This window comes from Arthrobacter sp. H-02-3 (genome assembly GCF_003097355.1).
Classification (GTDB): Bacteria; Actinomycetota; Actinomycetes; order Actinomycetales; family Micrococcaceae; genus Arthrobacter; species Arthrobacter humicola.
The window spans coordinates 51,090-73,112 of sequence record NZ_PYUI01000005.1 but is presented as its reverse complement, the minus strand read 5'-3'; the positions used below and the strand labels follow the sequence as shown (position 1 = coordinate 73,112).

Sequence of the window (22,023 nt, the reverse complement as noted above, 5' to 3'; positions counted from 1 at the left end):
CGACCCGGCGGTGCTTCCCACCGCGGCAAGTGGCGGATACGGCAGCGGCCGGCCGGATCGAAGAACAATCCAACGGCTTGCTGCAAAACCGTACCGGGAGATTATATACATCCGGATACGCGGGGCTCCAGACGGCGCCCGCGGGGTCACAGACTGCTGAACCGTTTCGCTGCGGCACGTAGGCTTGCCTTAAGTGAATTGTCGTGAACGGATGCCGCATGCCAGAGCTCGACGTCAAGGAGTCGCACTCCCTTCCGCTGGCGATTTCCCGTGCCGCGGGCCAGCCCGTGGCTGCCGTGCTGGGAGAGCTGGGCTCGGATGAGACCGGGCTGACCGGCGCGGAGGCGGACAGGCGCCTCGCGGAACTGGGGCCCAACGCGGTGCGGACCCACATGGCCAGCGGGTGGTCGGTGCTGGGCCGGCAGCTGGCCAGCCCCATCCTGATCCTGCTGCTCATCACCGCGGGGCTTTCGCTGTTCCTCGGGGACGCCACGAACGCGATCGTGATCGGCGTGATCCTGCTGGTTAGCGTCGGCCTCGGATTTAGTAACGAATTCCGGGCCGAACGCGCTGCGGAGGCCTTGCATTCGCGCGTCACGCACCGCGCCGTCGTCGTCCGCGACGGGACCGCCCGCGAGGTCGAGGTCACCGCCTTGGTGCCCGGCGACGTCGTCCATCTGGGGATCGGCGCGATCATTCCGGCTGACATGCGGGTGCTGACCGCGAAAGACCTGCTGTGCGATGAAAGCATCCTGACCGGCGAATCGCTGCCGGTCGGCAAGGACCCCGCCCCGGTCACCGGCGCAGTGGCGCTGGGTGACCTGACGTCGTGCCTGTTCATGGGGACCGTGATCCAGTCCGGCTCCTGCACCGGGGTGGTGGTCGCCACCGGGGGACGGGCAGAATTCGGCCGGATCGCACTGGGACTGGGCGAACGGCAGCCCCAGACCGAGTTCCAGCTCGGCCTCAAACGCTTCTCCTTCCTGCTGCTGCAGGTGGCCATCGGGCTGACCTCGCTGATCTTTGTCGCGAACCTGCTCCTGCACCGCCCGGTGATCGAATCGCTGCTGTTCTCGCTGGCGATCGCGGTCGGCATCACCCCGCAGCTGCTGCCGGCCGTGGTCAGCACCAGCCTGGCCACGGGTACCCGGCAACTGGCCCGGCGGAAGGTGCTGGTGAAGCGGCTGGTCTGCATCGAGGACCTCGGGGACATGGACATCCTGGTCACGGATAAGACCGGGACCCTGACAGAGGGCCGGATCAGCTTCACGGCCGCGCTGCCCGCCCGCCCGGACATCGCCCCCGCTGACCTGCTCACGCTGGGGCTGCTGGCGACCGAAGCCGACTACGCAGAATCCCAGACCTCCCCGGTGGGCCTGAACTCGCTGGACGCCGCCCTGTGGGCGTCACCGGAGGCCGCGGCGTTCCAGCCGGCCCGCTACAAGCGCCTGGACGTGATTGACTTCGACCACCTGAGGCGCCGGACCAGCGTGCTGGTCAGCGACGACGGCGGCCCCGCCCGCCTCATCACCAAGGGCTCGCCGGAGGACGTCCTCGCATTGTGCGCGGACATCCCGGCGGACGTACAGGCGTTGCTGAATGAGCAGTTCGACGCCGGATCCCGGGTGGTGGCCGTCGCGAGCCGCCCCGCGGACGGGCTGGAGGACCTGACCCCGGCCGATGAGAAGGACCTGGTCCTGGCCGGGTTCCTCATCTTCCTGGACCGGCCCAAAGCCAACGCCCGGGCTTCCCTCGACCAGCTCGAGGCGCTGGGCATCTCGGTCAAGATCGCCACCGGTGACAACGCCAGGGTCGCCGAAAAGGTCTGCGATGAACTCGGCGTCCTCTCGGGGGGAACGCTCAGCGGTCCCGCGGTGGAGGCCATGACCGACGACGAGCTGGCCGCCGCCGCGCGCGAGGCGAGCATCTTCGCCCGGGTTTCGCCCGAGCAGAAGGCCCGTATCATCCGGCTGCTGCGCAAGAGCGGCGGCGCCGTGGGGTTCATGGGCGACGGCGTCAACGACGCCCTGGCGCTGCACGCCGCGGACATCGGTATTTCCGTCGACAGCGCCACGGACGTGGCCAAGGACGCCGCCGACGTCGTGCTGCTCGACAAGGACCTGGGGGTCCTGGCCGAAGGCGTCATGGAAGGCCGGCGGATCTTCGCCAACACCATCAAGTACGTCCTGATGGGCACCTCCAGCAACTTCGGCAACATGTTCAGCGCGGCCACGGCCTCGGTGCTTCTGAGCTTCCTGCCCATGCTGCCGGGCCAGATCCTGCTGAACAACCTGCTCTACGACGCCGGCCAGCTGGCCATCCCGGGCGACCGGGTGGACAAGGAACAGCTGCTGGCCCCATCGCACTGGGACATCGGCTTCATCCGGCGCTTCATGTTCTTGTTCGGCCCCATCAGCTCCATCTTCGACTTCGCGACGTTCGCGCTGATGCTCTTCGTCTTCGACGCGGTTCCCGGCGAATTCCGCGCCGGATGGTTCATCGAATCCATCGTCACGCAGACGCTGATCATCTTCGTCATCCGGACCCGGCGCGTACCCTTCTTCCGGAGCCGGCCGTCGGTGGGCCTGGTGAGCGCGTCCCTGGGCGTGGTGGCCCTCGGGGTGTACCTGCCGTTCTCGCCGTTGGCCGGGGTGCTGGGCTTCGATCCGCTGCCGACGCCGTTCTTCCTCGCCTTGCTCGGGATGGGTGCGGTGTACCTGGTGCTGGTTGAACTGGCCAAAGTCTGGTTCTATGCCCGGGCCGCGCAGCAGCCTCTCCCGCCCCGTCCCGTCCGGCTCCGCGGCCGGACCCACCGCATCGCCCGCCGGGCCGCACGCTTCAGCATCCCGGCGGCCCGCCCGCTGCTCGTCAACCGTGGCCCGGGCTGGCGCCGCCGGCGCAAAATCGGGCACAAAGGCCCTCACCGGGTGACAGCCCCGGGCGGATAGTTGGAGGGAGCGGCCACCTGGCCCATTTCCGGCTCGCCGGGCCCGCAGGGACACCAGTTTCAGCGGTCCAGGACTGATGGGGCCGATGGCCGACATTTCGACTGGAAAGCCATAACCCATGAGCATTTTTCAAGACAGGGTCGACGCCGGGAGGCAGCTCGGCCGGCGTCTGGCGGAACTGCGTGGCCAGGACATTGTGGTCCTGGGACTACCCCGCGGCGGCGTCCCCGTCGCCTTCGAGGTTGCCGCCGCATTGGACGCCCCCCTGGACGTGATCGTGGTGCGAAAGCTCGGACTTCCATACCAGCCGGAGCTCGCCATGGGCGCGATCGGTGAAGGCGGAGCCAAGGTCCTGGACGAGCAGGTCCTGGCCCATGCGCGGGTCAGCGCCCACGAACTCCAGGCAGTTGAAGACCGCGAGCGCGCCGTGCTGGAAAACCGGGTGGTCCTGTTCCGGAAGGGCCGGACCCGGCAGGACCTGACCGGACGCATCGCGGTGATCGTCGACGACGGGATCGCCACCGGCTCCACCGCCCGTGTGGCCTGCCGGATCGCCCGCAAACAGGGGGCAGCACGGGTGATCCTTGCCGTTCCGGTTGCCCCGGCGGATACCCTCGCCAGCCTCACCGAGCCGGATGAAGTGGTCTGCCTGGCAACGCCGCGCCAGTTCACCGCGGTCGGCTACCACTACCGGGACTTCTCTCCCACCGACGACGACGAGGTGGTGCGCCTGCTCGATCTTGCGGCCAAACGCCTGGAATCCGCGCCGCCGCCGTCCCGTGCTCCGTACTTCACCCACGCGGGCAGCGCCGCCGACGTCGAAGAGGAAGTGGAGATTCCGTCCCGCGGGGTGCGGCTTCAGGCCCAGCTCCACCTTCCGGTGCCGGCCCGGGCCGTGGTGCTGTTCGCCCATGGCAGCGGCAGCAGCCGCCACAGCCCCCGGAACCGTTACGTGGCCGGGGTCCTGCAGCAGGCCGGGCTCGGGACACTGCTGCTGGACCTGCTGACGCCCGCGGAAGAGCGCAACCGCGCCAACGTCTTTGACATCGAACTCCTGGCCCGCCGGCTCTCCTCGGCAACCGACTGGCTTGCCACCCGGGCGGACACGGCCTCCTGCGCCGTGGGTTACTTCGGTGCCAGCACGGGCGCCGGGGCCGCGCTGTGGGCGGCGTCGGAGCCCTCGGCACGGATCGCGGCTGTTGTGTCGCGCGGCGGCCGGCCCGACCTCGCCGGCCCGCGGCTCTCCGCCGTGACCGCGCCGACGCTCCTGATTGTGGGGAGCCTGGACCATGAGGTCCTGGAGCTCAACCGCAAGGCCAAGGCCATGATGCGGTGCCCCAACCAGCTCGCCGTCGTGCAGGGAGCGACGCACTTGTTTGAAGAACCGGGCACGCTGGCCGCGGCGGCCATCCTGGCCCGAGACTGGTTTGTCGACTACTTGCTGGCCCCGGACGGTACCGGACCGCGTGACGGCGCCGCGGGCGTTTGATGAACACGGGCGTTTGATGAACACAGATGCTTGAAGAACACGGGCGCTTGATTAACACAGGCGCTGCAAGAACACAGCCGCTTGGAGAATCAGGCGCCGCGCGCCTTGCCGTGATCCCCGCCGCGGGCCTTTGCCTGGCCCTTGGCCCGGCTTTCGGCCCTGGCACGGATGCCGAGGAGCATCCGCCGCTCCATGACGAACTGCACCGGCTCCAGCAACGGGCGGAGCACCAGTCCCGCGGCCAGGGGCGAATAGTCGTACCGGGTGCGGGACACGAGCCGGCTGGCATGGGGGCCCGCAGGACGCAGCACGAACGTCCACCCCGCCTCCAGCCAGGGCCCGTCGGGAGGCGGACCGGCCGGTGACACCCGCCCGGTCCGCAGATCGATGGTTCCGCCAAGGCCCAGCACTGCCCGGGACTGGAGAAGCCTGACCGGCAGGCCGCCGTCGCGGGAAAGCGGAACGATGTCACCGACCTCCAGATGCTGCAGTTCCGGCAGAATCCTGTCCGCGCTGTGGATGCCCAGGCCCGCGGCGTTCTCGAGCCAGTCGTAGGAGTACATGCCGCCGCGGCCGGCGCCCAACTGGACAAGCCACGGCCAGACGTCTGATACCGGGGCCGCGATGGTGACGGCCCGGGTGCTTTGCATGCGCGGCGCGGGCACAATCTCGTCCCCGGGCAGCGGCCCGGCGGCCTCCTGGGTGGTGGCTCCCCAGCGGAGGAGCCTCGGCCGGACGGCCAGGACGTACGCGGCACCCGCCGCCGCCGCCGCAAGCGCCGCGAGCGGTCCGCGGATCCGGGCCGGAAGGTGCGGGCCGCTTAGGCGAGGGACCTCAGCCGGCGCTGCGGCAGCACGGGCGGTCCTGCGGGGTGCCGGTGCGGGGCCGGCGCGGTTCATCCCGTGGTCCGGTCCCTCAGGTCGTCCGCGCTCTGGCCGACCACCAGCACCGGGCAATGGGCATGGGCCACGCAGGCCCCGCTCACCGAGCCCATGACCTGATGGAGGAAGCCGCCCTTCCCGCGCCTGCCCACCACGAGCAGCTGGGCGTTCTTGCTCTCGTCGATGAGGGCCTTGGCCGGCGCCCCGAACTTGACCGAGCGCGTGAGTCCTTCCGGGCGGGAGTCCCCGAAGGCCCGTTCCAGCGCCTGGTCCACGAGGCGTTTGGCGGTCTCTTCCAGCTGCTCGGTGGTGGGCGTGCTCTCCTCCGGCAGGTGGGACGCCAGAAAGAAGTCGGAGGTGCCCAGGCACGTGATGACCTCCAACGGGACGTTCAGACTCGTGGACATGCGCCCGGCGAGGCGGAGCGCCGTCGTCGAAAACTCGGATCCGTCCACGCCCACGACAATGCGCTGATCACCGTTCATGGCCCCCAGCCTGCCCCCTGCCTCCGGGACTGCCTAGGGCCGAAAGTCACGCGGGGCTGGGCAGAGCACCTGGCTCCCCTTAGGGTGGAACGGTGACTGCCGGCGCCGGACCTGGGGCCGGAGCCCGTGCCGGACCAAGACGGTCTGCAGATCCTGCCACCCGAGGAGTTCCTGATGAGAGTTGCTGTTACCGGAGGAAGCGGAAAGCTGGGACGGAGCGTCGTCCGGCGGCTGAGTGAGGACGGCCACGATGTGACCAACCTGGACCGGACGGGCACGCGCAGCCCCGGGTTCACGGAGGTGGACCTGCGCAACTACGGCCAGGTGGTGGACGTGTTCCTGGGCCTGGAGGACCGCCACAACGGCTTTGACGCCGTGGTGCATCTGGCCGCGATTCCCGCCCCGGGGCATGCCCCCGATGCCGCCACGTTCGAGAACAACATGCAGTCCACCTACAACGTGTTCCAGGCCGCCCGCCGTGCCGGGATCAAGAAAATTGTCTACGCCTCCAGCGAGACGGTCCTGGGGCTGCCGTTCGACGTCGACCCTCCTTACATCCCGGTGGACGAGGACTACCCGGCCCGGCCGGAAAGCACCTACTCCCTGGTCAAGCACCTCGAGGAGCAGATGGCCATCCAGCTGACCCGCTGGGACCCGGAACTGAGCATCACGGGCCTGCGGTTCTCCAATGTGATGGACCCGGAGGACTACGAGGAGTTCCCCTCCTTTGACCACGACGCAACCCTGCGCAAATGGAACCTCTGGGGCTACATCGACGGCCGCGACGGCGCCCAGGCCGTGGCCCGCGCCCTGGCCCACGGCAAGCCCGGCTTCGAGGCCTTCATCATCGCCAACGAAGACACCGTGATGAGCCGTTCCAGCGCCAGCCTGGCCGCCGAGGTCTTCCCCGACGTCAAAGTGGTCAAGGAGCTTGGCGAGCACGAAACCATGCTCTCGATCGACAAAGCCAAACGCCTCCTCGGCTACGCGCCCGAGCACACCTGGCGGACCTACCACTCGAACCGGACCACCCCGACCGAAGACTGAAACACCCGCGGCTGACGAAACCGGGACCAATCCACCCACCACTGAGGAGTTCCATGCACTACCGCACCCTGGGCAACAGCGGCGCCGTTGTCTCCACCTATGCGCTGGGCACCATGACCTTTGGCGCCGAAGCCACCGAGGAGCAGTCCCGCGCCATCCTGGATGACTACTTCGCGGCGGGCGGCAACTTCATCGACACCGCGGACGTTTATAGCTCGGGGGTGTCGGAGGAAATCATCGGCCGCTGGCTGGCCGACCGGGCAGACGCCCGGGACAGGGCCGTCGTGGCGACGAAAGGCCGCTTCCCGATGGGCCAGGCCCCCAACGACGTCGGGACCTCCCGCCGCCACCTGGTCCGGGCGCTGGATGACTCGCTGCGCCGGCTGGGCGTGGAGCAGATCGACCTCTATCAGCTGCATGCGTGGGACCCGATCACTCCCCTGGAAGAGACACTCCGGTTCCTGCACGACGCCGTCACCAGCGGCAAGATCGCGTACTACGGCTTCTCCAATTTCCTGGGCTGGCAGCTGACCAAGGCGGTCCACGTAGCGAAAGCCCAGGGCTGGAGTGCCCCCGTGACGCTGCAGCCGCAGTACAGCCTGCTGGTCCGCGAGATCGAATCGGAAATCGTTCCGGCCTCGCTCGACGCCGGGATCGGGCTGCTGCCGTGGTCGCCTTTGGGCGGCGGCTGGCTGTCCGGCAAATACAAGCGCGACCAGCCGCCCGCCGGGGCCACCCGCCTCGGCGAAAATCCGAAACGGGGGATGGAAGCGTGGGAGGCCCGCAACGCCGACCCGCGCACCTGGGACGTGATTGCCGAAGTCGAGGAAACCGCCGGCCGGCATGGCGTGAGCCCGTCCCAGGTGGCACTGGCCTGGCTGGCGGACCGGCCGGCCGTCACCTCGGTGATCCTGGGCGCCCGGACCGTCGAGCAGCTCGCGGACAACCTGGCGGCGGCGGAGCTCCGGCTCACCGCGGGGGAAACTGAGCGGCTGACCGATGTCAGCCGGCCGCGCGTCGGCGTCTATCCGTACGGGCCGATGGCCCAGGAGCAGCGCAGCCGGAAGCTCGAGGGCGGTCGCTAAAGAACAAACGCGGGGTCACTTCCCGCCCGTCCAGCAGTGGACAGGCGGGAAATGACCCCGCGTTGTGGTGTTCCGGTGAAATCCGGCTCAGTGAACGAGCTCGCGGGTCATGCCGAAGGGCACCTGGTCGGACAGAGCCGCCGTGTAGTGGCCCGGCCTGTGCCGCGTCAGCAGGATGCCGTGGGTTCCGGCGGTCATCGCGAGCCGCTGAAGGCCGAGGACGGCGTCGTTGAGGCGGTCATCGAGGACTTTGCGGCTGTCGACCTGGATCTCAATGGTCGGGGTAACTTGGGTCATAGCACAGTCTTTCTTGGAGTTCTTTTCTTGGCCCCAATTGAATGGACAATAACGTCATATTTATAGGGGCGTCAAGTCGCCGGACGGCCACTTCCGGTCCTCAAAATGCGGTCCGGGCAAGTGTCGCGGCGTGGACCTGCGGATCCTTTTCAACCCGGGACCTTCGGCACTGGACAGATTCCGCGCGAGGCGAACGGGCCAGATGGCTGCCGGGGCGCCTGCCCGGGCCCCCGAGGGGACGGCCGTCAGGGCCCCGCCCGCGTACTCTGCGTATCGAATGCCGGACAACCGGGATAATCTTCTGCAGAGAATGTCCACAAACGGCGCAAAGGCGGCACGGCACCATGGCAGAAGCACAATCGGATAAGTCGCAGGGCCGGTGGCGGACCTTCCACGAGAAGTTCGTCGTCGAGGAACGGTTCATGAGCGTGTCGGCGCGCCGGAATCTCTACCGCACGGCCGTCGGGCTGATGATCCTCGGCGTCGTCCTGTTCGTCGTGATCCTGACAGGTGTCCTGCAGCACGGCGGCATCTCGGCGGCCGACGAGCCCGTGCGGTCCTGGCTCGTGACCCTGCGCGGCGAACCCGCCACCACCATCATGATCATCCTGGCGATCGTGTTCGGCCCCATCGGCCTGCCGATCATCGTCCTGATCGTCACCGTGGCCTGGGGATTGGCCGCCAAGCATGCATGGCGGCCCATGCTCCTGGCCGGCGCTATGCTGACTGGCGTGATCCTGGCGCAGGTCATTGGCCGGATCGTGGAGCGCCACCGCCCTCCCGTGGACCTGATGCTCTTCGGCGCCGACACCACCTTTTCCTTTCCGTCCGGCCATGTCCTGGGCGCGTGCGATTTTCTGCTGGTGACCACGTACCTGGTCTTTTCGCGCCGGAAGAACCCGCGGTCGGCCATCATCGCCTTCATCGTGGCGGGGATCGGGATCTTCTTCGCGGCAGTCAGCCGCCTCTACCTCGGCTACCACTGGATGACCGATGCCCTGGGCGCCTTCTCGATCTCGCTCGTGGTGCTGGGCGGGGTCATTGCGCTGGATACCTGGCGGACGGCCCGGATTCCGGGGGAGCGGATCACCGGAACGCTGTCCACTGCCGACGCCGGCACCGACTAAGCCCGGGCACGGACTACGCCCCGTCAGCGGCTGCGCGCCCGTTTGAGTTCGGCGCGCAGCCGCGCATTGGCGGCCTCGAGTTCCATCACCTTGGCCACCCCGGCCAGGTTCAGGCCCTCTTCCAGGAGTTCGCCGATCCGCCGCAGCACCGCGAGGTCAGCATCGCTGTACTGCCGTGTGCCGCCTGCGGTGCGGTCCGGGGTGAGCAGTCCCCGCCGCTCGTAGAGCCGGATGTTCTGCTGTCCCGTGCCCACCAGGTGTGCCACCACCGAGATGGCGTAAAGACCTGCCTCCGACCCGCTCTCCGCCATGGTTTTCCTCCCGTTGCTGCGATTTCCCCCTTGCAGCAGTGTGTCACCGGTGCTATAAAAAATCTATACCCCTCACCATAGAAAAACGGTGACGGGTGATGGAGAAAATGGAGCCAATTCGCGCTGAAGGAGTGGGAAATGATGTTAATTCGGACGGACCCGTTCCGTGACTTTGACCGGTTCGCCCAGCAGGTCTTCGGAACGACGGCGCGCCCCGCCGCCATGCCCATGGACGCGTGGCAGGAGGACGGCGAATTCGTCGTCGCCTTTGACCTCCCGGGCGTCAACGTCGACTCGATCGGGCTCGATATTGAACGCAACGTCCTGACGGTCCGGGCGGAACGGCGGGACCCCGTGCAGCCCAATGTGGAACTGACGGTCTCCGAGCGCCCCCGCGGTGTTTTCAGCCGCCAGCTGATCCTGGGCGAGACCCTGGACACCGAGAACGTCAAGGCCCATTACGCCGACGGTGTCCTGACCCTCCGCGTCCCCGTGAAGGAACAGGCCAAGCCGCGGAAGATTGAAATCACCCATTCGCAGGACAACCTGCAGGAGATCGGCAAGTAGTCCCGGGAGCCTGCGCCGGGCACCAGGCCCGGCGCAGGCTCCGGCTTCACACGGCGGAGCCCGATAATGCCCTCGAACAACCCCGACCCCCGCGGCTACTACGCACTCCTGCACGTGTCTCCGGACGCGAGCCGGGAGGAGATCGGCCGCGCCTTTCGGGCGCTGATGCGCCTGCACCATCCCGACGCCGGAAGCTCCGGGGCCGGTCGCGGTACCGGCGATTCCGGTGCCGGCGAGGTGAGCGCGATCCTGGACGCCTTCGCCGTGTTGCGGGACCCGAGGATGCGGGCGGACTACGACGCCGGCGGGCGCCGGGCGGCCGGCCCGGCCGGCACGTCGACGAGCGGGGCCGAACACGGCGGCCGTGACATCCCGGTGCGCATCATCCGGCGCCGGGAACCGCTTCTGCGGGTGTTCCCCGTCCGCTGGGAACCAGAGCACCGCCGGGAGCAGCCCCCACGCAGAAGTCACTGAGCAGGGGTTATTGGCCCTGGCGGCCGACCCCAATCACCAGCCACTCCCACGGAGGAGGAGAACGTCCATGAGCGCCTGGCGCCGTTACGATTCACACCTGATGCCGGTGTTCCACGAACGCTTCGAGAAGCGCTGGGGCCAAGGCACGGCACCGTTCCTGGATCCGGAGGCGCACGAGGCCCCGCTGCCCCGGGCCCAATGGATCAACGTCGATACCGGCGCGGCGCTGGCGGTGGTTCCGGTTTGGACCGCCGAGGACAACCAGCACCGTTCCTTTGGCGTGTTCTACCTGCCGCCCGCGGGTGATATCTGGGTGCTGAGGCCCGGTTTCACCGAGTACCTGGAACCTTCGGCGGACGAGGCTGAGCAGCTCGTGGGACTGCGGAACGACGCTTTCCGTAAGGCGGTGGCTCACGCCAAGGACTTCCTCTTCGGGCCGGAGACGTCGGTTTTCTGAGCCGCCAGGGGGCCGGGCTCAGTTGTTGGCGGCCGCGTAGACGTTGAGGCTGCAGGAGAACACGATCCACGAGACATAGGGCAGCATGAGCAGGCCCGCCGCCCGGCTGGCGACGCCGAACAGGACGGTGGTTGCCGAAGCGGCCACGGCGTGCGCCACGATGACCAGAAGAGCAAGCCAGAGGGCTGGTGTGCCGATCATCGGATACATGCCGAAGAACAGCGGCGCCCAGGCCACGTTCAGGAGCAGGAGGATGCCGTAGACCGTCATGGCGCCGTTGTGCTGCCCGGCGTCCGGCGCGGATTTCACCCCGGCGCCCCTTCCGGAGCGCTGCCGCCACACCAGCCATGCAGCCACGGCCATGGTCGTGTAAAGCATCATCCAGACCGATCCGAAGGCCCAGCCCGGCGGAGTCCACGGAGCCTTGTCCGCCGCCGCATACCAGCCGCCGGCGTTGCTGATGACCTGCGAGGCCAGGTAGGCCACCGTGTGGGAAACCGCGAGAAAAGCGACGAGAACAGCTCCCTGCCGGCGCGGCCCGGGCCGTGCCGACGGCCGGCGGTCGACGGCGTGTTCAATTTTCACGTGCACGGATCAACACTGGCCAATGCCCCGGCGTCCGTCAAACCGGCGAGGCCGTGGCGCCCGCTCCGGGGTGAGGCCTAAGATCAGTCAACCACCACCGAAACTACATAGGGGTCCTGTCGATGAACGCTTCCGCCAAGGAGTTGGCCGCCCTTCTTCCGCCCGGCTTTACCTTGGGCGTGGCGACGTCCGCCTTCCAGATCGAGGGCGCGCTCGATGAGGACGGCCGCGGCCCGTCCGGGTGGGACGTCTTCGCCGCGAAGCCCGGAGCGATCGTGGAGGACCAGAGCCCCGCGGTCTCCTGCGACCACTACCACCGGATGCCCGAGGACGTGGCCCTCATGAAGGACCTCGGGATCGATTCCTACCGGTTCTCGCTGTCCTGGCCGCGGATCCAGCCCGGCGGCAGCGGACCGGTGAACCCGGCCGGGCTGGGCTTCTATGACCGGCTGATCGACCTGTTGCTTGAGAACGGGATTTCCCCCATGGCCACCGTCTACCATTGGGACACCCCGCTGCCGCTGGAGGAGGCCGGCGGCTGGATGAACCGGGACACGGCGTACCGGCTGGGCGAGTTCGCCGCCATCGCCGCGGCTGCCTTCGGGGACCGCGTGGACCGCTGGGTGACGGTCAACGAGCCCGCGACCGTCACCACCAACGGCTACGCCCTGGGCATGCACGCGCCCGGCGAAGCTCTCATGCTGAAGGCGTTGCCCAGCGTGCATCACCAGCTGCTGGGCCACGGCCTGGCGCTCCAGGCGCTGCGTGCCGCCAACGTACGGGGCGAAATCGGCATGACCAACGTCTACTCGCCGATGGTCCCGGCCAGCGCCAACCCGCTGGACAAGCTCAGCGCCGGACTCATGGACGTGGCACAGAACCGGCTCTACGCGGATCCCGTGCTGCTTGGCAAGTACCCCGACGTCATCCGCGCAGCCACGTTCTTCTCCTCCTCCTTCAGCCCCTCCAGCGAGGACATGGACCTGATCTCCCAGCCCCTGGATTTCTACGGCCTGAACTACTACATGCCCACCCGCGTCGGCTCGGGCCCGGGAGAAGGGGCCGTGCCGCCGGGCATGGCGGAGGCGATGGGGGACGACCTCAGCGGGACGCCCGGGGCGCCGTTCCACATAGCGTCGTTCCCGGACACGGAGCACACGGCCTACGGCTGGCCGGTCAAGCCCGACTACATGGCCGTCGCCCTGGCCGAGATGGCCGAGCGCTACCCGGACCTGCCGCCGGTCTACATCACCGAGGGAGGGGCCAGCTTCGAGGACGTCGTGGTCCGGGACGCCGCGGCGGACCGGCGGATCATTCCGGATGAGCGCCGCTTAAGGTATCTGGCCGACCACATCGGCACGGCTCTGGAAGCCACGCGCCCCGGCGGCGCCGCCGAGTCCGTGGACCTTCGCGGCTACTATGTCTGGTCCCTCATGGACAACTTCGAGTGGTCCGCCGGCTACCGGCAGCCATTCGGCCTGGTCCACGTCGACTTCGACACCCAGGTCCGCACGCCGAAGGCCTCGTACTATTGGCTGCAGGAGGTGATCGCGGCCCGCCGCGCGGCGTCCGCGGCGCACGTGCCCGGGGCCGCCGCCGTCGGACAGCAGGAGCCAGACGCCGACGCCGAACCGCCGCACCCGGCGGGCTGAGGCCCTTACCCGGATCAACGTCAGCGCAGACCTAGCTCAGAGCAGGTCCAGGTCCTGCAGGCCCTTGGCGAGTCCGGCGCCATCGGGAGAGTAGATCCAAGGAACGGAGGATCCCGAGTGGTCGCCGGAATCGGAGTGGCCGCCGGCAAAGACGGCCTCGCTGGCCGAAAGCTGCCGGATCCCGATCGCGGCCACCCGGTCCGGGTGCTCCTGGGCGAAGCCGGAGTAGATTTCTTCATCGTGCTGGCCGTTGTCGCCGAACAGCAGCCAGCGCATGTTCGGGAACTCCTGGGCCAGGAGTTCAAGGTTCCGCCGCTTGTGTTCCTGGCCGCTGCGGAACCAGCGGTCGTGGGTCAAGCCCCAGTCCGTGAGCAGCAGGGCGCCCGAGGGATAGAGGTTCCGGGCGATGAAGCGGGCCAGGGTGGGCGCCGCGTTCCACGGCCCGGTGGACAGGTACAGCACCGGGGCCTCGGGGTGCTCGACCTTGAGCCGGTCCATCAGAACAGCCATGCCTGGCGTCGCCATCCGGGCGCGTTCGTTCAGGACGAAGGTATTCCACAGCGCCAGGAAGGGCCGCGGGAGCGCCGTGACCATGATCGTGTCGTCAATGTCCGAGACAATGCCCAGCCTGGTGTCGGCTGAGATCACGAAAATCCTGGCCTCGACCGGTTCCGTTCCCTCGGCCCGCAGCGTGGCCGTATGCCAGCCCGGGGTCAACGCCACGGGAACCACGGTGTCGACCAGGCCGCCGCGGTCCGCATGGACGCGGGTGGTGACGCCGCCGAGCCGGATCTCCACCTCGGTGAACTGGACGGGGACGCTTGTGAAGGCGCGCCAGCCGCGGAAGTTCTGGTTGCCGTTCTGGACAAGTCGCTCTGCCTTGCTGCCTGGCACGGGCTTGCTGGTGAGGACCACCCGGCCCAGGACCCGGACCCACTCGGTCGAGCCGTAGCCCTGATAGGCGACGGTCTGCGGGATGAACTTCCAGCGTCGGGCCGTCTTGAGGCGCAGCCCATTGACGGTGTCCGACACCCAGTGGGCGAGCCGAAAGGCCCTGGTGCCGGACACGGGCTGCTGATGCGCTGGTTGTGACGCCAATTCCATGCCCCCACTCTCCCACAGCGCCGGACTCCCGCCGTGCGTGTGACTAGCCCGAGGCCGTAGTGCCGCGACGGCGGTCCGGGAGCCGGACGCCCCGCGACGCGCGGCCTACCAGGGAAGCGATTCGCCCAGCAGCCGGCGCAGTGCGGCGGCGTTGCGCACGGCGTTGCCGCCACCGTCGTTGTTGAAATAGGCGAAGACGTCCTTGCCGTCCGCCCGCCATTCGCCAATGCGCGCTGCCCACCACTGCAGGTCCTCGTCCGGGTATGAACCGGCGTAGAGCGCGTCGCGGTCCGGGCCGTGCAGCCGGATGTAGACGAACGGGGCCGTCGCGCGCAGGACGCACGGGAGCCCGGCACCGCTCATGATGCAGTACGCCGCGCCGTGCCGCTCCAGCAGGGCATACACGCCGGGGTCGTCCCAGCTTGGGTGGCGGAACTCCACGCTGACGCGGATCCACTCGGGCAGCGCGGCGAGAAAATAGTCCAGCCGGGCGTCGTCCCGCCCGAAGTCCGGCGGCAGCTGGACGAGCAGGACGGCCCGCTTGTCGCCGAGCTCGTGCCAGCACCGGGTGATGCGCTCCACCCACGCCTCCGGGGCGTAGAGCTTCTTGCCGTGGGTCAGGCCGCGCGGAGCCTTGACGGACATGGCGAAGCCATCGGGCAGGCGGCGCCGCCAGCCGGCGAACGCGTCCTCCCTGGGCCAGCGGTAGAAGCTGGCGTTCAGTTCCACGGTGTCGAAGCGGGCCGCGTAGTGCGCCAGCCTGTCCCGGGCCGGCAGGCCCGGCGGGTAGAGGACCCCCTCCCAATGGTCATAGCTCCAGCCTGACGTCCCGATCCGCACAGTGCCCGTGCGGTCAGTATTCATGTGCTCTGCCATGCCGGTCCGTGCCCCTCCGCTTCCGTGCCCCGGCCCGCCTAGACCTCTCCGGCCCAGTCGCCGGCATGCGTGGCGAACGCCGCCTCCCAGCGCTGCCGCTCGGCGTCGGGCAGCGGCCCGCGCACCACGGCGGCTGCCGCCGCGTCCAGATTGGCCGGCTGCGAGGTTCCGACGATCGCCGTGGAGACGCCGGGGCTGAACGCCGAGAACCGCAGTGCCGTGCCCTGCCAGTCATCGGCCTCCGGCTTCAGGTCCATCTCACGAAGCCGGTGCCAGTACGTCTCGCCGTACACGCCGGTGGGGCGGTCCGTGTGCCGCCACGGCGCGTTGGCCAGGGGGCGTTTGGCAACCGCTCCCAGTCCGCTCCGCGCCGCGCCGGGCAGCACCTCGCGGAGGGAACGTTGGTCTGCCAGGTTCACGGACGACTGTACGGCGCCGAAGACGCCGGCCGAGGCGGCCCAGGCGAGGGCCTCATTCTCGCCGCTGTACCCCGGCACCCGGACCTTGCCCGCGTCCACGCAGGCAAGCAGCGCCTGCACGGCATCGCCCCGCTCCAGCACCTCGAGGGGGCAGGAATGCAGGAAGACGACGTCGATCGTGTCAGTGCCGAGCGTGGCCAGCGCCTCGTCGACGCCGCGGGTCACCGCGGTGGCGCTCCAGTCCGTGGCGCCCTCGACGCCGTAGCCCACCTTTGTGGACAGGACGACGTCGTTGCGGTGCGCCGGGAGCCAGGATCCGATGCGTTCCTCGGACAACCCGTAGCCCCGGGCCGTATCGATGAAGTTGATGCCCAGCTCCAGTGCCCGGTCCAGGAGCGCATGGGCCTGGCGTTCTGTCACGTCGTCGTAGCCGATGTGCCCGGCGCCGAAGCCCAGGGCGGAGACCTGCAGTGACGATGATCCGAAGTTCCGTTTCAGCATGGATGGATCCTAGCCCCGCGGGCCCGGCCTCCCGCAAACAGGGAAGGCCCTGCGCCGCGCCCGCGCAGCACCGGTGAGCACCGCCGTCGTGCCCCGTCAGCACCGCACGCAGCGCCGCCGTCGTGCCCCGAGGCGTGCGCTGCCTGCGGACGCTGTCGTCGGGCGCCCTCATCGTGCCGCCTCCTCGAACCCGGAGAGCCGGTGTGGCACTGTAAGTGTCATGGCACGCATCGAGGATTACGCAATGGTCGGCGATCTGCACACCGCCGCCCTGATCAGTACAGAAGGTTCCATCGACTGGCTCTGCCTGCCGCGCTTCGACTCGCCTGCCTGTTTCAACGCGCTGCTCGACACGCCCGCGGCCGGACGGTGGCTGCTGGCGCCGGCAGGCGGCGGTGAATGCACCCGGCGCCGCTACCGCGCAGACACCCTGATCCTGGAGACCGAATGGGAGACGCCCGAGGGGGCGGTCAGGATCATTGACTTCATGCCGCCACGTGACGAGGTGGCGGACATCGTGCGGATCGTAGTGGGCGTCCGCGGCACCGTGCGGATGCGCGGCGAGCTGGCGCTGAGGTTCGACTACGGCCACATTGTGCCATGGGTCCGCCACGACGAGCACGGCATCCACGCCGTTGCAGGGCCTGACGCCGTCTACCTCGTGACTGAGGCGCCGCTGCGCGGCGAGCGGATGCACACGGTCAGCGACTTCACCGTCACGGCCGGGGAGCGCGTTCCCTTCGTGCTGACCTGGAGCCCCAGCCACCTCGCCCGGCCGCGCACCGTGGACCCGGAAGCGGTCCTGGTGTCCACTGAGGAGTTCTGGCACAGCTGGTCTGCCAAGTGCACGATCACCGGGCCGTACCGCGACGCGGTCCAGCGCTCGCTGATCACGCTCAAGGCCTTGACCTTTGCCCCCACCGGCGGCATCGTCGCCGCCGTCACGACGTCCCTGCCGGAGGAGATCGGCGGCATCCGGAACTGGGATTACCGCTTCTGCTGGCTCCGCGACGCCACGCTGACGCTGCAGGCGCTGCTGGCCGCAGGTTACACGCAGGAGGCCGGTGCATGGCGTGACTGGCTGCTCCGTGCCGTCGCCGGGGATCCCGCCGATCTGCAGATCATGTACGGACTCCACGGGGAGCGCCGCTTGCCGGAGACCGAACTTCCCTGGCTCAAGGGGTACGAAAATTCCGCTCCCGTGCGCACCGGGAACGGCGCGGCAGGGCAGCTGCAGCTGGACGTCTGGGGCGAGGTGCTCGATTGCCTGTCCCTGACACGGAACTCCCTGCTGAAGCACACCGACGACGCCTGGGACGTCCAGGTGGCCCTCATGGAACACCTTGAGACGGCATGGCGCCAACCGGACAATGGGTTGTGGGAAATGCGCGGTCCGCAGCGCCACTTCACGCACTCCAAGGTCATGGCATGGGTGGCGGCGGACCGCATGGTCAAGGGCGTCCGGGACTTCGGCCTGACCGGCCCGGCGGACCGCTGGGAGGAGCTGCGTGACACCATCCACGCCGAGGTCATGGCCAACGGGTTCGACGCCGAACGCAACACGTTCGTGCAGTCCTACGGGCGGCCGGAACTGGACGCGAGCCTGCTGCTGCTGCCCCGGGTCGGCTTCCTTCCGCCGGATGATCCGCGCATCATCGGAACCATCGACGCCGTCCAGCGCGAGCTGACGCACGACGGCTTCCTGCGCCGCTACTTGCCAACGGAGAGCGGCGACGGGCTCCCCGGCGAGGAAGGGGTGTTCTTGGCGTGCTCCTTCTGGCTGGTGGAGGCCCTGATCGGGGCGGGCCGGCGCCATGAGGCCCGGGAACTGTTCGAACGCCTGCTGGCGCTGCGCAACGACGTCGGACTCCTCAGTGAGGAGTGGGGCGTCGAGGCCGGCCGGCAGCTGGGCAACACGCCGCAGGCCTTCAGCCACTTCGCCCTCATCATGAGTGCACTGGAGCTCCATGATGACGGTGTCCGCCGCAGCGACACCCCGCTGGACGCGGGCGGCGCCGCGCGCCACCCCGGACCAGCCGAACACGCCGGGCTGGCGGGACACCCGGCTCACGGCGGGACCCCGCGCCCTTGATCCGCCGCTGACACGCGCTTAATCGGCGTCCGTCAACCGCGCCCCTGAACTGTGCCCGACGTTAATTGTGCCTCAAGGGAATTGTGCCCACGGCGGGCGCCTGAGCATGCCAAGCGCCGGCCCGGCGGCGTTCCGGCGCCCGTCCGGGCGTGCAGCCGGCGAAGCCTTCGGGGCTTTCGCCCGGCCGTCAAGTAAGTATACTTACTAATATCCCGGCACGGGATATGGCGGGGGATACATGGAACGAGGAGTGTGCAATGGCGGGATATTTCGAGCTCGTGGACGCGCCCGAGGGCGGCTACCGCATTCGGATGTTGGACGGTGCGGGCGAACTGATGGCGGTCTCCATCACCTTTCCCAGCAAGAGGGCGGCGGTGGCCGGCGTCGCCCAGGCGCGGGAGATCGCAGGAACCGGCCTGATCCGGGACCGCAGTTCCGATGCCCCGGCCGCCCGGCACGGCTCGACGCCGCGGGTGATCCGGCGGGCCCTCGGCACGGCAGGGCGCTCAGCGCCCGCGACCGGTGGCTCGCTGGCGGCCGGGAAGAGGACGCGTGCCCGCCACTGATCGGCGCTGAACGGATGGGGCGCTGAACGGATGAGGCGCTGAACGGATGGGGCCGCGCTGATCCGATTGCCGCGCAGCCCGGCTACCGGTCCCGTGGCCCGGGGAACTTCTTCCAGGCCCTAGCGAAGTCCGCCTCGGCTTGGGCGGCCAACTGGCCCTCGCGGGCGTGCAGCCGCCCGAAGGTGAACCCGGGTTCGCCGCTGCCCGCGGCACGCCGTCCGAGTTCACTCAGCAGGGTCTGTGCCACCACGCTGTCCTGGTGCAGGCCCAACGCGGTTTGAATGTGCCGCGCCGCCAGGGCCGTCCGGGAAAGCCATTTCGCGTCCCCTTTCCCGGCCACGGTAGCGGCGAACTCGGCGGCATAGCGCAGACGTTTGGCCGATTTGCGGACCTCGTGCAGACCTTCATCCCGGGACGCGGCTTCAGCGTCGGAAGGGGTACCCGGTCCGCCGCCGGCCCGCGGAGCCAACCCGTCCACCGAGCGCCTGAGCCGTGCCTCATCCTTGGCCACGAGCTTCCGCACAGTCTTATGCGGAGGCCGGGAGGCCTTGGCGGTCAGCGGGACGGCGGTGACAAACTCCGCCAGCCGGCCGAGCAGGAGGGCGTAGCGTTCGCCGTCGAGGGCCACGATCACATTTTCCATGCCCGCGGCGGCGGAGGCATCCAAAGTTTCGTCGATCCGTTCGGCCGCCGGACCAATAACCAGCCCCGGAGGCTCTTCGGCGAGCAGTTCCCTGAGCCGGTCCTGGACCACCGTCGGGTCCCGGGCGGCGCCGAGCACCCCGGAGATCCACTGGAGCTCGGTGCGGATGTCATCAGCGGCGCCGGCGGCAAAGAGGGTTCGTCCCGTGGCCAGCAGCGAACGGAGCCGCCGGGCCGCGACGCGCATCTGGTGGATGGCTTCCGCCTGTCCGGCCCTGGCGCCGGGGCCGTGTCGGCGCAGCTCGCCCAGTTGTTGTCCCAGATAGGCCTGCAGAACATCCCCCGTGGTGGTCGCCATGCTTTACTGTACTGACTTCCCCGGTGCCCGGACAGAGCCCTTCGTACCGGTTACAGTAGGGCCATGGATCCGCGGGGGAATCGGGACGCCGGCCCTGCCGGAACGCGTCTGCTGGGCCGTCTGGCGGTGCCGCTCGTTGCCCTGGCGATGCTGCTCGCGGGCCTGGTCCTGCTGGCCCGGCCGGTGCCGCAGGAAGACTTCGGCTGGTTCGCCTATGCCCCGCTGGCCGCCCGGCCCGTCGTGCCGCAGGGGCTGGTCTTCATGGGCGCCGAGACCTGGACCGGCGTTGCCCTGATCGGCGCCGGCCTGCTGGTCCTGGCGTTCTGGTCCGGCTACCGCGCGGGGCGACAGATCCGGGACGGGCGGATCGGCAACGGGCAGATCAGGGACCGCGACGACGACTCCCGTTAGGGCCGCGTCCGCCCGACCTCATGAGGGGGCAGTTCGCGGCAGCCGGGGCGCGCAACACTGCCGTGACCGGCCCTCTCGGCGGTAGGCTGGCCGGGCAACGGCGCACGCGCGCACCAGTCGAGGAGGACCCCCATGAGCCAGCACCACACCCCCGGACGGGTTGCCGTCGTCACCGGAGCAGGATCCGGCATCGGCCGGGCGGTGGCCCGGCTCATGCTGGCCGAGGGCTACCGGGTGGTCCTCGCAGGCCGGCGGGAAGAGCCACTGCTGGAGACCGCGGCCGGCCACCGCCAGGCGCTCGCGGTACCGTGCGATGTCACCGTCCCCGCCGACGTCGAACGGCTCTTCGCCGCGGCACTGGAGCAGTGGGAGCGGGTGGACGTGCTGTTCAACAACGCCGGCGTGTTCGGCCCCGCCGCCTCGGTGGACGAGATTACGGTGGCGGACTGGAACGCGACCGTAGCGGTAAACCTCACGGGATCCCTCCTCTGCGCCGCCGCCGCCGTCCGTGCCATGAAGGCCCAGTCGCCCCAGGGCGGCCGGATCATCAATAACGGCTCCATCGCGGCCCATTCGCCCCGGCCCAAGACCGTGGCCTACACGGTGACCAAGCACGCGATTACCGGGCTCACCAAGAGCATTGAGCTCGACGGGCGCGGGTTCGGCATCACCTGCGGACAAATCGATATCGGCAATGCGGCCACGGATCTCATGGACGAGATCGGAGTGGGCTCCGGGGCCGTGCAAGCCGACGGCAGCCGCAGGGCCGAGCCGACATTTCCGGTGCAGGACGCCGCCCGGGCCGTGCTGCTCATGGCCGGGATGCCGGCGTCGGCCAATGTGGGGTCCCTCGTGGTCACGGCCGCCGGCATGCCGTTCATCGGCCGGGGCTGAGGGGCCGGATGCACAGCGGGACTCGTGTCGAGCCGTCGATACCTGTTGCTTCGCAGTGGGATCCTGTGACAGCCTCGAAGTGATCCCGTCGCCGGGGCGACGACGGGCGACAGAGAAGGAGCCCGGCATGGGACTCATCCATATCGACCTTTTCACCACACTCGACGGCGTCGCGCAGGCACCCGGCGGCCCGGACGAGGACGCCGACGGCGGTTTCGCGTTTGGCGGCTGGCAAGCGCCTCTCTTGGACGAGGTCGTCGGCGAGCAGGTCGAATCCGGGATGGCGGGGATGGACGCGCTGCTGCTGGGGCGCAGAACCTACGACATTTTCGCCGCGTACTGGCCGCACGCGGACGGGAGCATCGCGCGGCTGTTCAACCGCCTTCCGAAGTACGTGGCCTCGCGCCAGACGCCGACTCTCGAGTGGGCCGACTCCGCCCTGCTCGGTCCTGATGTCGTCGCCGCCGTACGCGAACTGCGCGACCGGCACGCCAACATCCACGTCATCGGCAGTCTTGACTTCGTGCAGACCCTGTTCGCCGAGCGGCTCTTCGATCGGCTCACGCTCTGGGTGTATCCGATCCTCCTCGGCCGTGGAAAGAAGGTCTTCGCCGACGGGGTCGTTCCGACGAACCTCACACTCATCGAGCCGGTCGTCGCCTCACCGAAGGGTGCGGTGCTGCAGCGCTACGCGCTCGCCGGTGGCACGCCTGGCGTCGGCGATATGGCGGCCCGCAACCAGGAAGGCTAGGGCG

Annotated in this window: 23 protein-coding genes; 14 read left to right on the top strand and 9 right to left on the bottom strand. The window is 69.0% G+C overall.

Annotation, left to right across the window (positions count from 1 at the left end; genetic code table 11):
- The first annotated feature begins 218 nt into the window (after positions 1–218).
- Both mgtA and C9424_RS07035 read left to right on the top strand, forming a co-directional pair.
- Positions 219–2,948 (top strand): magnesium-translocating P-type ATPase, encoded by a 2,730-nt coding sequence (gene mgtA, locus C9424_RS07040; RefSeq protein WP_116766179.1) that lies wholly within the window; start codon positions 219–221, stop codon positions 2,946–2,948.
- 118 nt (positions 2,949–3,066) lie between these two features.
- Positions 3,067–4,437 (top strand): phosphoribosyltransferase, encoded by a 1,371-nt coding sequence (locus C9424_RS07035; RefSeq protein ID WP_116766178.1) that lies wholly within the window; start codon positions 3,067–3,069, stop codon positions 4,435–4,437.
- Between the two features lie 89 nt (positions 4,438–4,526).
- Here C9424_RS07035 and C9424_RS07030 read toward each other — a convergent pair whose 3' ends face one another.
- Both C9424_RS07030 and C9424_RS07025 read right to left on the bottom strand, forming a co-directional pair.
- The gene (locus C9424_RS07030) at positions 4,527–5,336 is read right to left on the bottom strand and encodes an SRPBCC family protein (RefSeq protein WP_202615799.1); all 810 of its coding nucleotides are present in this window, start codon (positions 5,334–5,336) and stop codon (positions 4,527–4,529) included.
- Positions 5,333–5,803: a universal stress protein gene (locus C9424_RS07025; protein ID WP_116766177.1), complete on the bottom strand. Its 471-nt coding sequence runs from the start codon at positions 5,801–5,803 to the stop codon at positions 5,333–5,335. Before C9424_RS07025 ends, C9424_RS07030 begins: the two co-directional genes overlap by 4 nt.
- Before the next feature lie 174 nt (positions 5,804–5,977).
- On the opposite strand from C9424_RS07025, the gene C9424_RS07020 reads away from it, so the two are divergent.
- Both C9424_RS07020 and C9424_RS07015 read left to right on the top strand, forming a co-directional pair.
- Positions 5,978–6,850: an NAD-dependent epimerase/dehydratase family protein gene (locus C9424_RS07020; RefSeq protein WP_116766296.1), complete on the top strand. Its 873-nt coding sequence runs from the start codon at positions 5,978–5,980 to the stop codon at positions 6,848–6,850.
- 53 nt (positions 6,851–6,903) lie between these two features.
- Positions 6,904–7,935, top strand: coding sequence for an aldo/keto reductase (locus tag C9424_RS07015; RefSeq protein WP_116766176.1), 1,032 nt, complete (start codon positions 6,904–6,906; stop codon positions 7,933–7,935).
- Between the two features lie 87 nt (positions 7,936–8,022).
- On the opposite strand, the gene C9424_RS07010 is transcribed toward C9424_RS07015, so the two are convergent.
- Entirely contained in the window at positions 8,023–8,232 is a 210-nt protein-coding gene (locus tag C9424_RS07010) for a hypothetical protein (protein WP_091256002.1), read from the bottom strand.
- A 344-nt stretch (positions 8,233–8,576) separates the two neighbouring features.
- On the opposite strand from C9424_RS07010, the gene C9424_RS07005 reads away from it, so the two are divergent.
- Positions 8,577–9,359, top strand: coding sequence for a phosphatase PAP2 family protein (locus C9424_RS07005; RefSeq protein WP_116766175.1), 783 nt, complete (start codon positions 8,577–8,579; stop codon positions 9,357–9,359).
- A 23-nt stretch (positions 9,360–9,382) separates the two neighbouring features.
- On the opposite strand, the gene C9424_RS07000 is transcribed toward C9424_RS07005, so the two are convergent.
- The gene (locus C9424_RS07000) at positions 9,383–9,670 is read right to left on the bottom strand and encodes a MerR family transcriptional regulator (protein WP_091256005.1); all 288 of its coding nucleotides are present in this window, start codon (positions 9,668–9,670) and stop codon (positions 9,383–9,385) included.
- Between the two features lie 138 nt (positions 9,671–9,808).
- Between C9424_RS07000 and C9424_RS06995 the strand changes: the two genes are divergently transcribed.
- From C9424_RS06995 to C9424_RS06985, 3 genes are all read left to right on the top strand, one after another.
- Positions 9,809–10,237: an Hsp20/alpha crystallin family protein gene (locus C9424_RS06995; RefSeq protein ID WP_272914140.1), complete on the top strand. Its 429-nt coding sequence runs from the start codon at positions 9,809–9,811 to the stop codon at positions 10,235–10,237.
- Between the two features lie 66 nt (positions 10,238–10,303).
- A complete protein-coding gene (locus C9424_RS06990) occupies positions 10,304–10,711 on the top strand; it encodes a J domain-containing protein (RefSeq protein WP_116766174.1) in 408 nt (135 codons plus the stop codon).
- A gap of 67 nt (positions 10,712–10,778) precedes the next feature.
- On the top strand, positions 10,779–11,168 hold the full coding sequence (locus C9424_RS06985) for a hypothetical protein (RefSeq protein WP_116766173.1): 390 nt from the start codon (positions 10,779–10,781) through the stop codon (positions 11,166–11,168).
- Between the two features lie 18 nt (positions 11,169–11,186).
- On the opposite strand, the gene C9424_RS06980 is transcribed toward C9424_RS06985, so the two are convergent.
- Positions 11,187–11,759 (bottom strand): TspO/MBR family protein, encoded by a 573-nt coding sequence (locus C9424_RS06980; RefSeq protein WP_337189812.1) that lies wholly within the window; start codon positions 11,757–11,759, stop codon positions 11,187–11,189.
- 116 nt (positions 11,760–11,875) lie between these two features.
- Here C9424_RS06980 and C9424_RS06975 point away from each other — a divergent pair, with 116 nt between their 5' ends.
- Positions 11,876–13,405, top strand: a complete 1,530-nt coding sequence (locus C9424_RS06975; protein WP_116766171.1) for a GH1 family beta-glucosidase — start codon at positions 11,876–11,878, stop codon at positions 13,403–13,405.
- A gap of 36 nt (positions 13,406–13,441) precedes the next feature.
- Here the strand turns inward: C9424_RS06975 and C9424_RS06970 are convergent, their stop codons facing one another.
- The 3 genes from C9424_RS06970 to C9424_RS06960 form a co-directional block, all read right to left on the bottom strand.
- Positions 13,442–14,509: an App1 family protein gene (locus C9424_RS06970; RefSeq protein WP_116766170.1), complete on the bottom strand. Its 1,068-nt coding sequence runs from the start codon at positions 14,507–14,509 to the stop codon at positions 13,442–13,444.
- A gap of 105 nt (positions 14,510–14,614) precedes the next feature.
- Positions 14,615–15,373, bottom strand: a complete 759-nt coding sequence (locus C9424_RS06965) for a DUF72 domain-containing protein (RefSeq protein WP_116766295.1) — start codon at positions 15,371–15,373, stop codon at positions 14,615–14,617.
- Positions 15,374–15,423: 50 nt separating this feature from the next.
- Entirely contained in the window at positions 15,424–16,305 is an 882-nt protein-coding gene (locus C9424_RS06960; protein ID WP_116766169.1) for an aldo/keto reductase, read from the bottom strand.
- Between the two features lie 220 nt (positions 16,306–16,525).
- Here C9424_RS06960 and C9424_RS06955 point away from each other — a divergent pair, with 220 nt between their 5' ends.
- Together C9424_RS06955 and C9424_RS06950 are read left to right on the top strand one after the other, a co-directional pair.
- Positions 16,526–18,397, top strand: a complete 1,872-nt coding sequence (locus C9424_RS06955; protein WP_237563337.1) for a glycoside hydrolase family 15 protein — start codon at positions 16,526–16,528, stop codon at positions 18,395–18,397.
- Positions 18,398–18,654: 257 nt separating this feature from the next.
- Positions 18,655–18,963, top strand: coding sequence for a hypothetical protein (locus C9424_RS06950; RefSeq protein ID WP_116766168.1), 309 nt, complete (start codon positions 18,655–18,657; stop codon positions 18,961–18,963).
- Positions 18,964–19,045: 82 nt separating this feature from the next.
- On the opposite strand, the gene C9424_RS06945 is transcribed toward C9424_RS06950, so the two are convergent.
- Positions 19,046–19,963: a CHAD domain-containing protein gene (locus C9424_RS06945; protein ID WP_116766167.1), complete on the bottom strand. Its 918-nt coding sequence runs from the start codon at positions 19,961–19,963 to the stop codon at positions 19,046–19,048.
- A 63-nt stretch (positions 19,964–20,026) separates the two neighbouring features.
- Between C9424_RS06945 and C9424_RS06940 the strand changes: the two genes are divergently transcribed.
- The 3 genes from C9424_RS06940 to C9424_RS06930 all read left to right on the top strand — a co-directional run bounded on the left by C9424_RS06940 (position 20,027) and on the right by C9424_RS06930 (position 22,019).
- Complete coding sequence (locus C9424_RS06940) at positions 20,027–20,374, top strand: hypothetical protein (RefSeq protein ID WP_116766166.1); 348 nt, start codon at positions 20,027–20,029, stop codon at positions 20,372–20,374.
- A gap of 132 nt (positions 20,375–20,506) precedes the next feature.
- Positions 20,507–21,268, top strand: a complete 762-nt coding sequence (locus C9424_RS06935) for an SDR family oxidoreductase (RefSeq protein WP_116766165.1) — start codon at positions 20,507–20,509, stop codon at positions 21,266–21,268.
- Positions 21,269–21,395: 127 nt separating this feature from the next.
- On the top strand, positions 21,396–22,019 hold the full coding sequence (locus C9424_RS06930; protein ID WP_116766164.1) for a dihydrofolate reductase family protein: 624 nt from the start codon (positions 21,396–21,398) through the stop codon (positions 22,017–22,019).
- Positions 22,020–22,023: the final 4 nt, after the last annotated feature.

Coding starts and splice junctions, on each gene's coding strand:
- mgtA (WP_116766179.1), top strand. CDS start 219: ATGCCAGAGCTCGACGTCAAGGAGTCGCACTCCCTTCCGCTGGCGATT.
- C9424_RS07035 (WP_116766178.1), top strand. CDS start 3,067: ATGAGCATTTTTCAAGACAGGGTCGACGCCGGGAGGCAGCTCGGCCGG.
- C9424_RS07030 (WP_202615799.1), bottom strand. CDS start 5,336: ATGAACCGCGCCGGCCCCGCACCGGCACCCCGCAGGACCGCCCGTGCT.
- C9424_RS07025 (WP_116766177.1), bottom strand. CDS start 5,803: ATGAACGGTGATCAGCGCATTGTCGTGGGCGTGGACGGATCCGAGTTT.
- C9424_RS07020 (WP_116766296.1), top strand. CDS start 5,978: ATGAGAGTTGCTGTTACCGGAGGAAGCGGAAAGCTGGGACGGAGCGTC.
- C9424_RS07015 (WP_116766176.1), top strand. CDS start 6,904: ATGCACTACCGCACCCTGGGCAACAGCGGCGCCGTTGTCTCCACCTAT.
- C9424_RS07010 (WP_091256002.1), bottom strand. CDS start 8,232: ATGACCCAAGTTACCCCGACCATTGAGATCCAGGTCGACAGCCGCAAA.
- C9424_RS07005 (WP_116766175.1), top strand. CDS start 8,577: ATGGCAGAAGCACAATCGGATAAGTCGCAGGGCCGGTGGCGGACCTTC.
- C9424_RS07000 (WP_091256005.1), bottom strand. CDS start 9,670: ATGGCGGAGAGCGGGTCGGAGGCAGGTCTTTACGCCATCTCGGTGGTG.
- C9424_RS06995 (WP_272914140.1), top strand. CDS start 9,809: ATGATGTTAATTCGGACGGACCCGTTCCGTGACTTTGACCGGTTCGCC.
- C9424_RS06990 (WP_116766174.1), top strand. CDS start 10,304: ATGCCCTCGAACAACCCCGACCCCCGCGGCTACTACGCACTCCTGCAC.
- C9424_RS06985 (WP_116766173.1), top strand. CDS start 10,779: ATGAGCGCCTGGCGCCGTTACGATTCACACCTGATGCCGGTGTTCCAC.
- C9424_RS06975 (WP_116766171.1), top strand. CDS start 11,876: ATGAACGCTTCCGCCAAGGAGTTGGCCGCCCTTCTTCCGCCCGGCTTT.
- C9424_RS06970 (WP_116766170.1), bottom strand. CDS start 14,509: ATGGAATTGGCGTCACAACCAGCGCATCAGCAGCCCGTGTCCGGCACC.
- C9424_RS06965 (WP_116766295.1), bottom strand. CDS start 15,373: ATGAATACTGACCGCACGGGCACTGTGCGGATCGGGACGTCAGGCTGG.
- C9424_RS06960 (WP_116766169.1), bottom strand. CDS start 16,305: ATGCTGAAACGGAACTTCGGATCATCGTCACTGCAGGTCTCCGCCCTG.
- C9424_RS06955 (WP_237563337.1), top strand. CDS start 16,526: ATGGCACGCATCGAGGATTACGCAATGGTCGGCGATCTGCACACCGCC.
- C9424_RS06950 (WP_116766168.1), top strand. CDS start 18,655: ATGGCGGGATATTTCGAGCTCGTGGACGCGCCCGAGGGCGGCTACCGC.
- C9424_RS06945 (WP_116766167.1), bottom strand. CDS start 19,963: ATGGCGACCACCACGGGGGATGTTCTGCAGGCCTATCTGGGACAACAA.
- C9424_RS06940 (WP_116766166.1), top strand. CDS start 20,027: ATGGATCCGCGGGGGAATCGGGACGCCGGCCCTGCCGGAACGCGTCTG.
- C9424_RS06935 (WP_116766165.1), top strand. CDS start 20,507: ATGAGCCAGCACCACACCCCCGGACGGGTTGCCGTCGTCACCGGAGCA.
- C9424_RS06930 (WP_116766164.1), top strand. CDS start 21,396: ATGGGACTCATCCATATCGACCTTTTCACCACACTCGACGGCGTCGCG.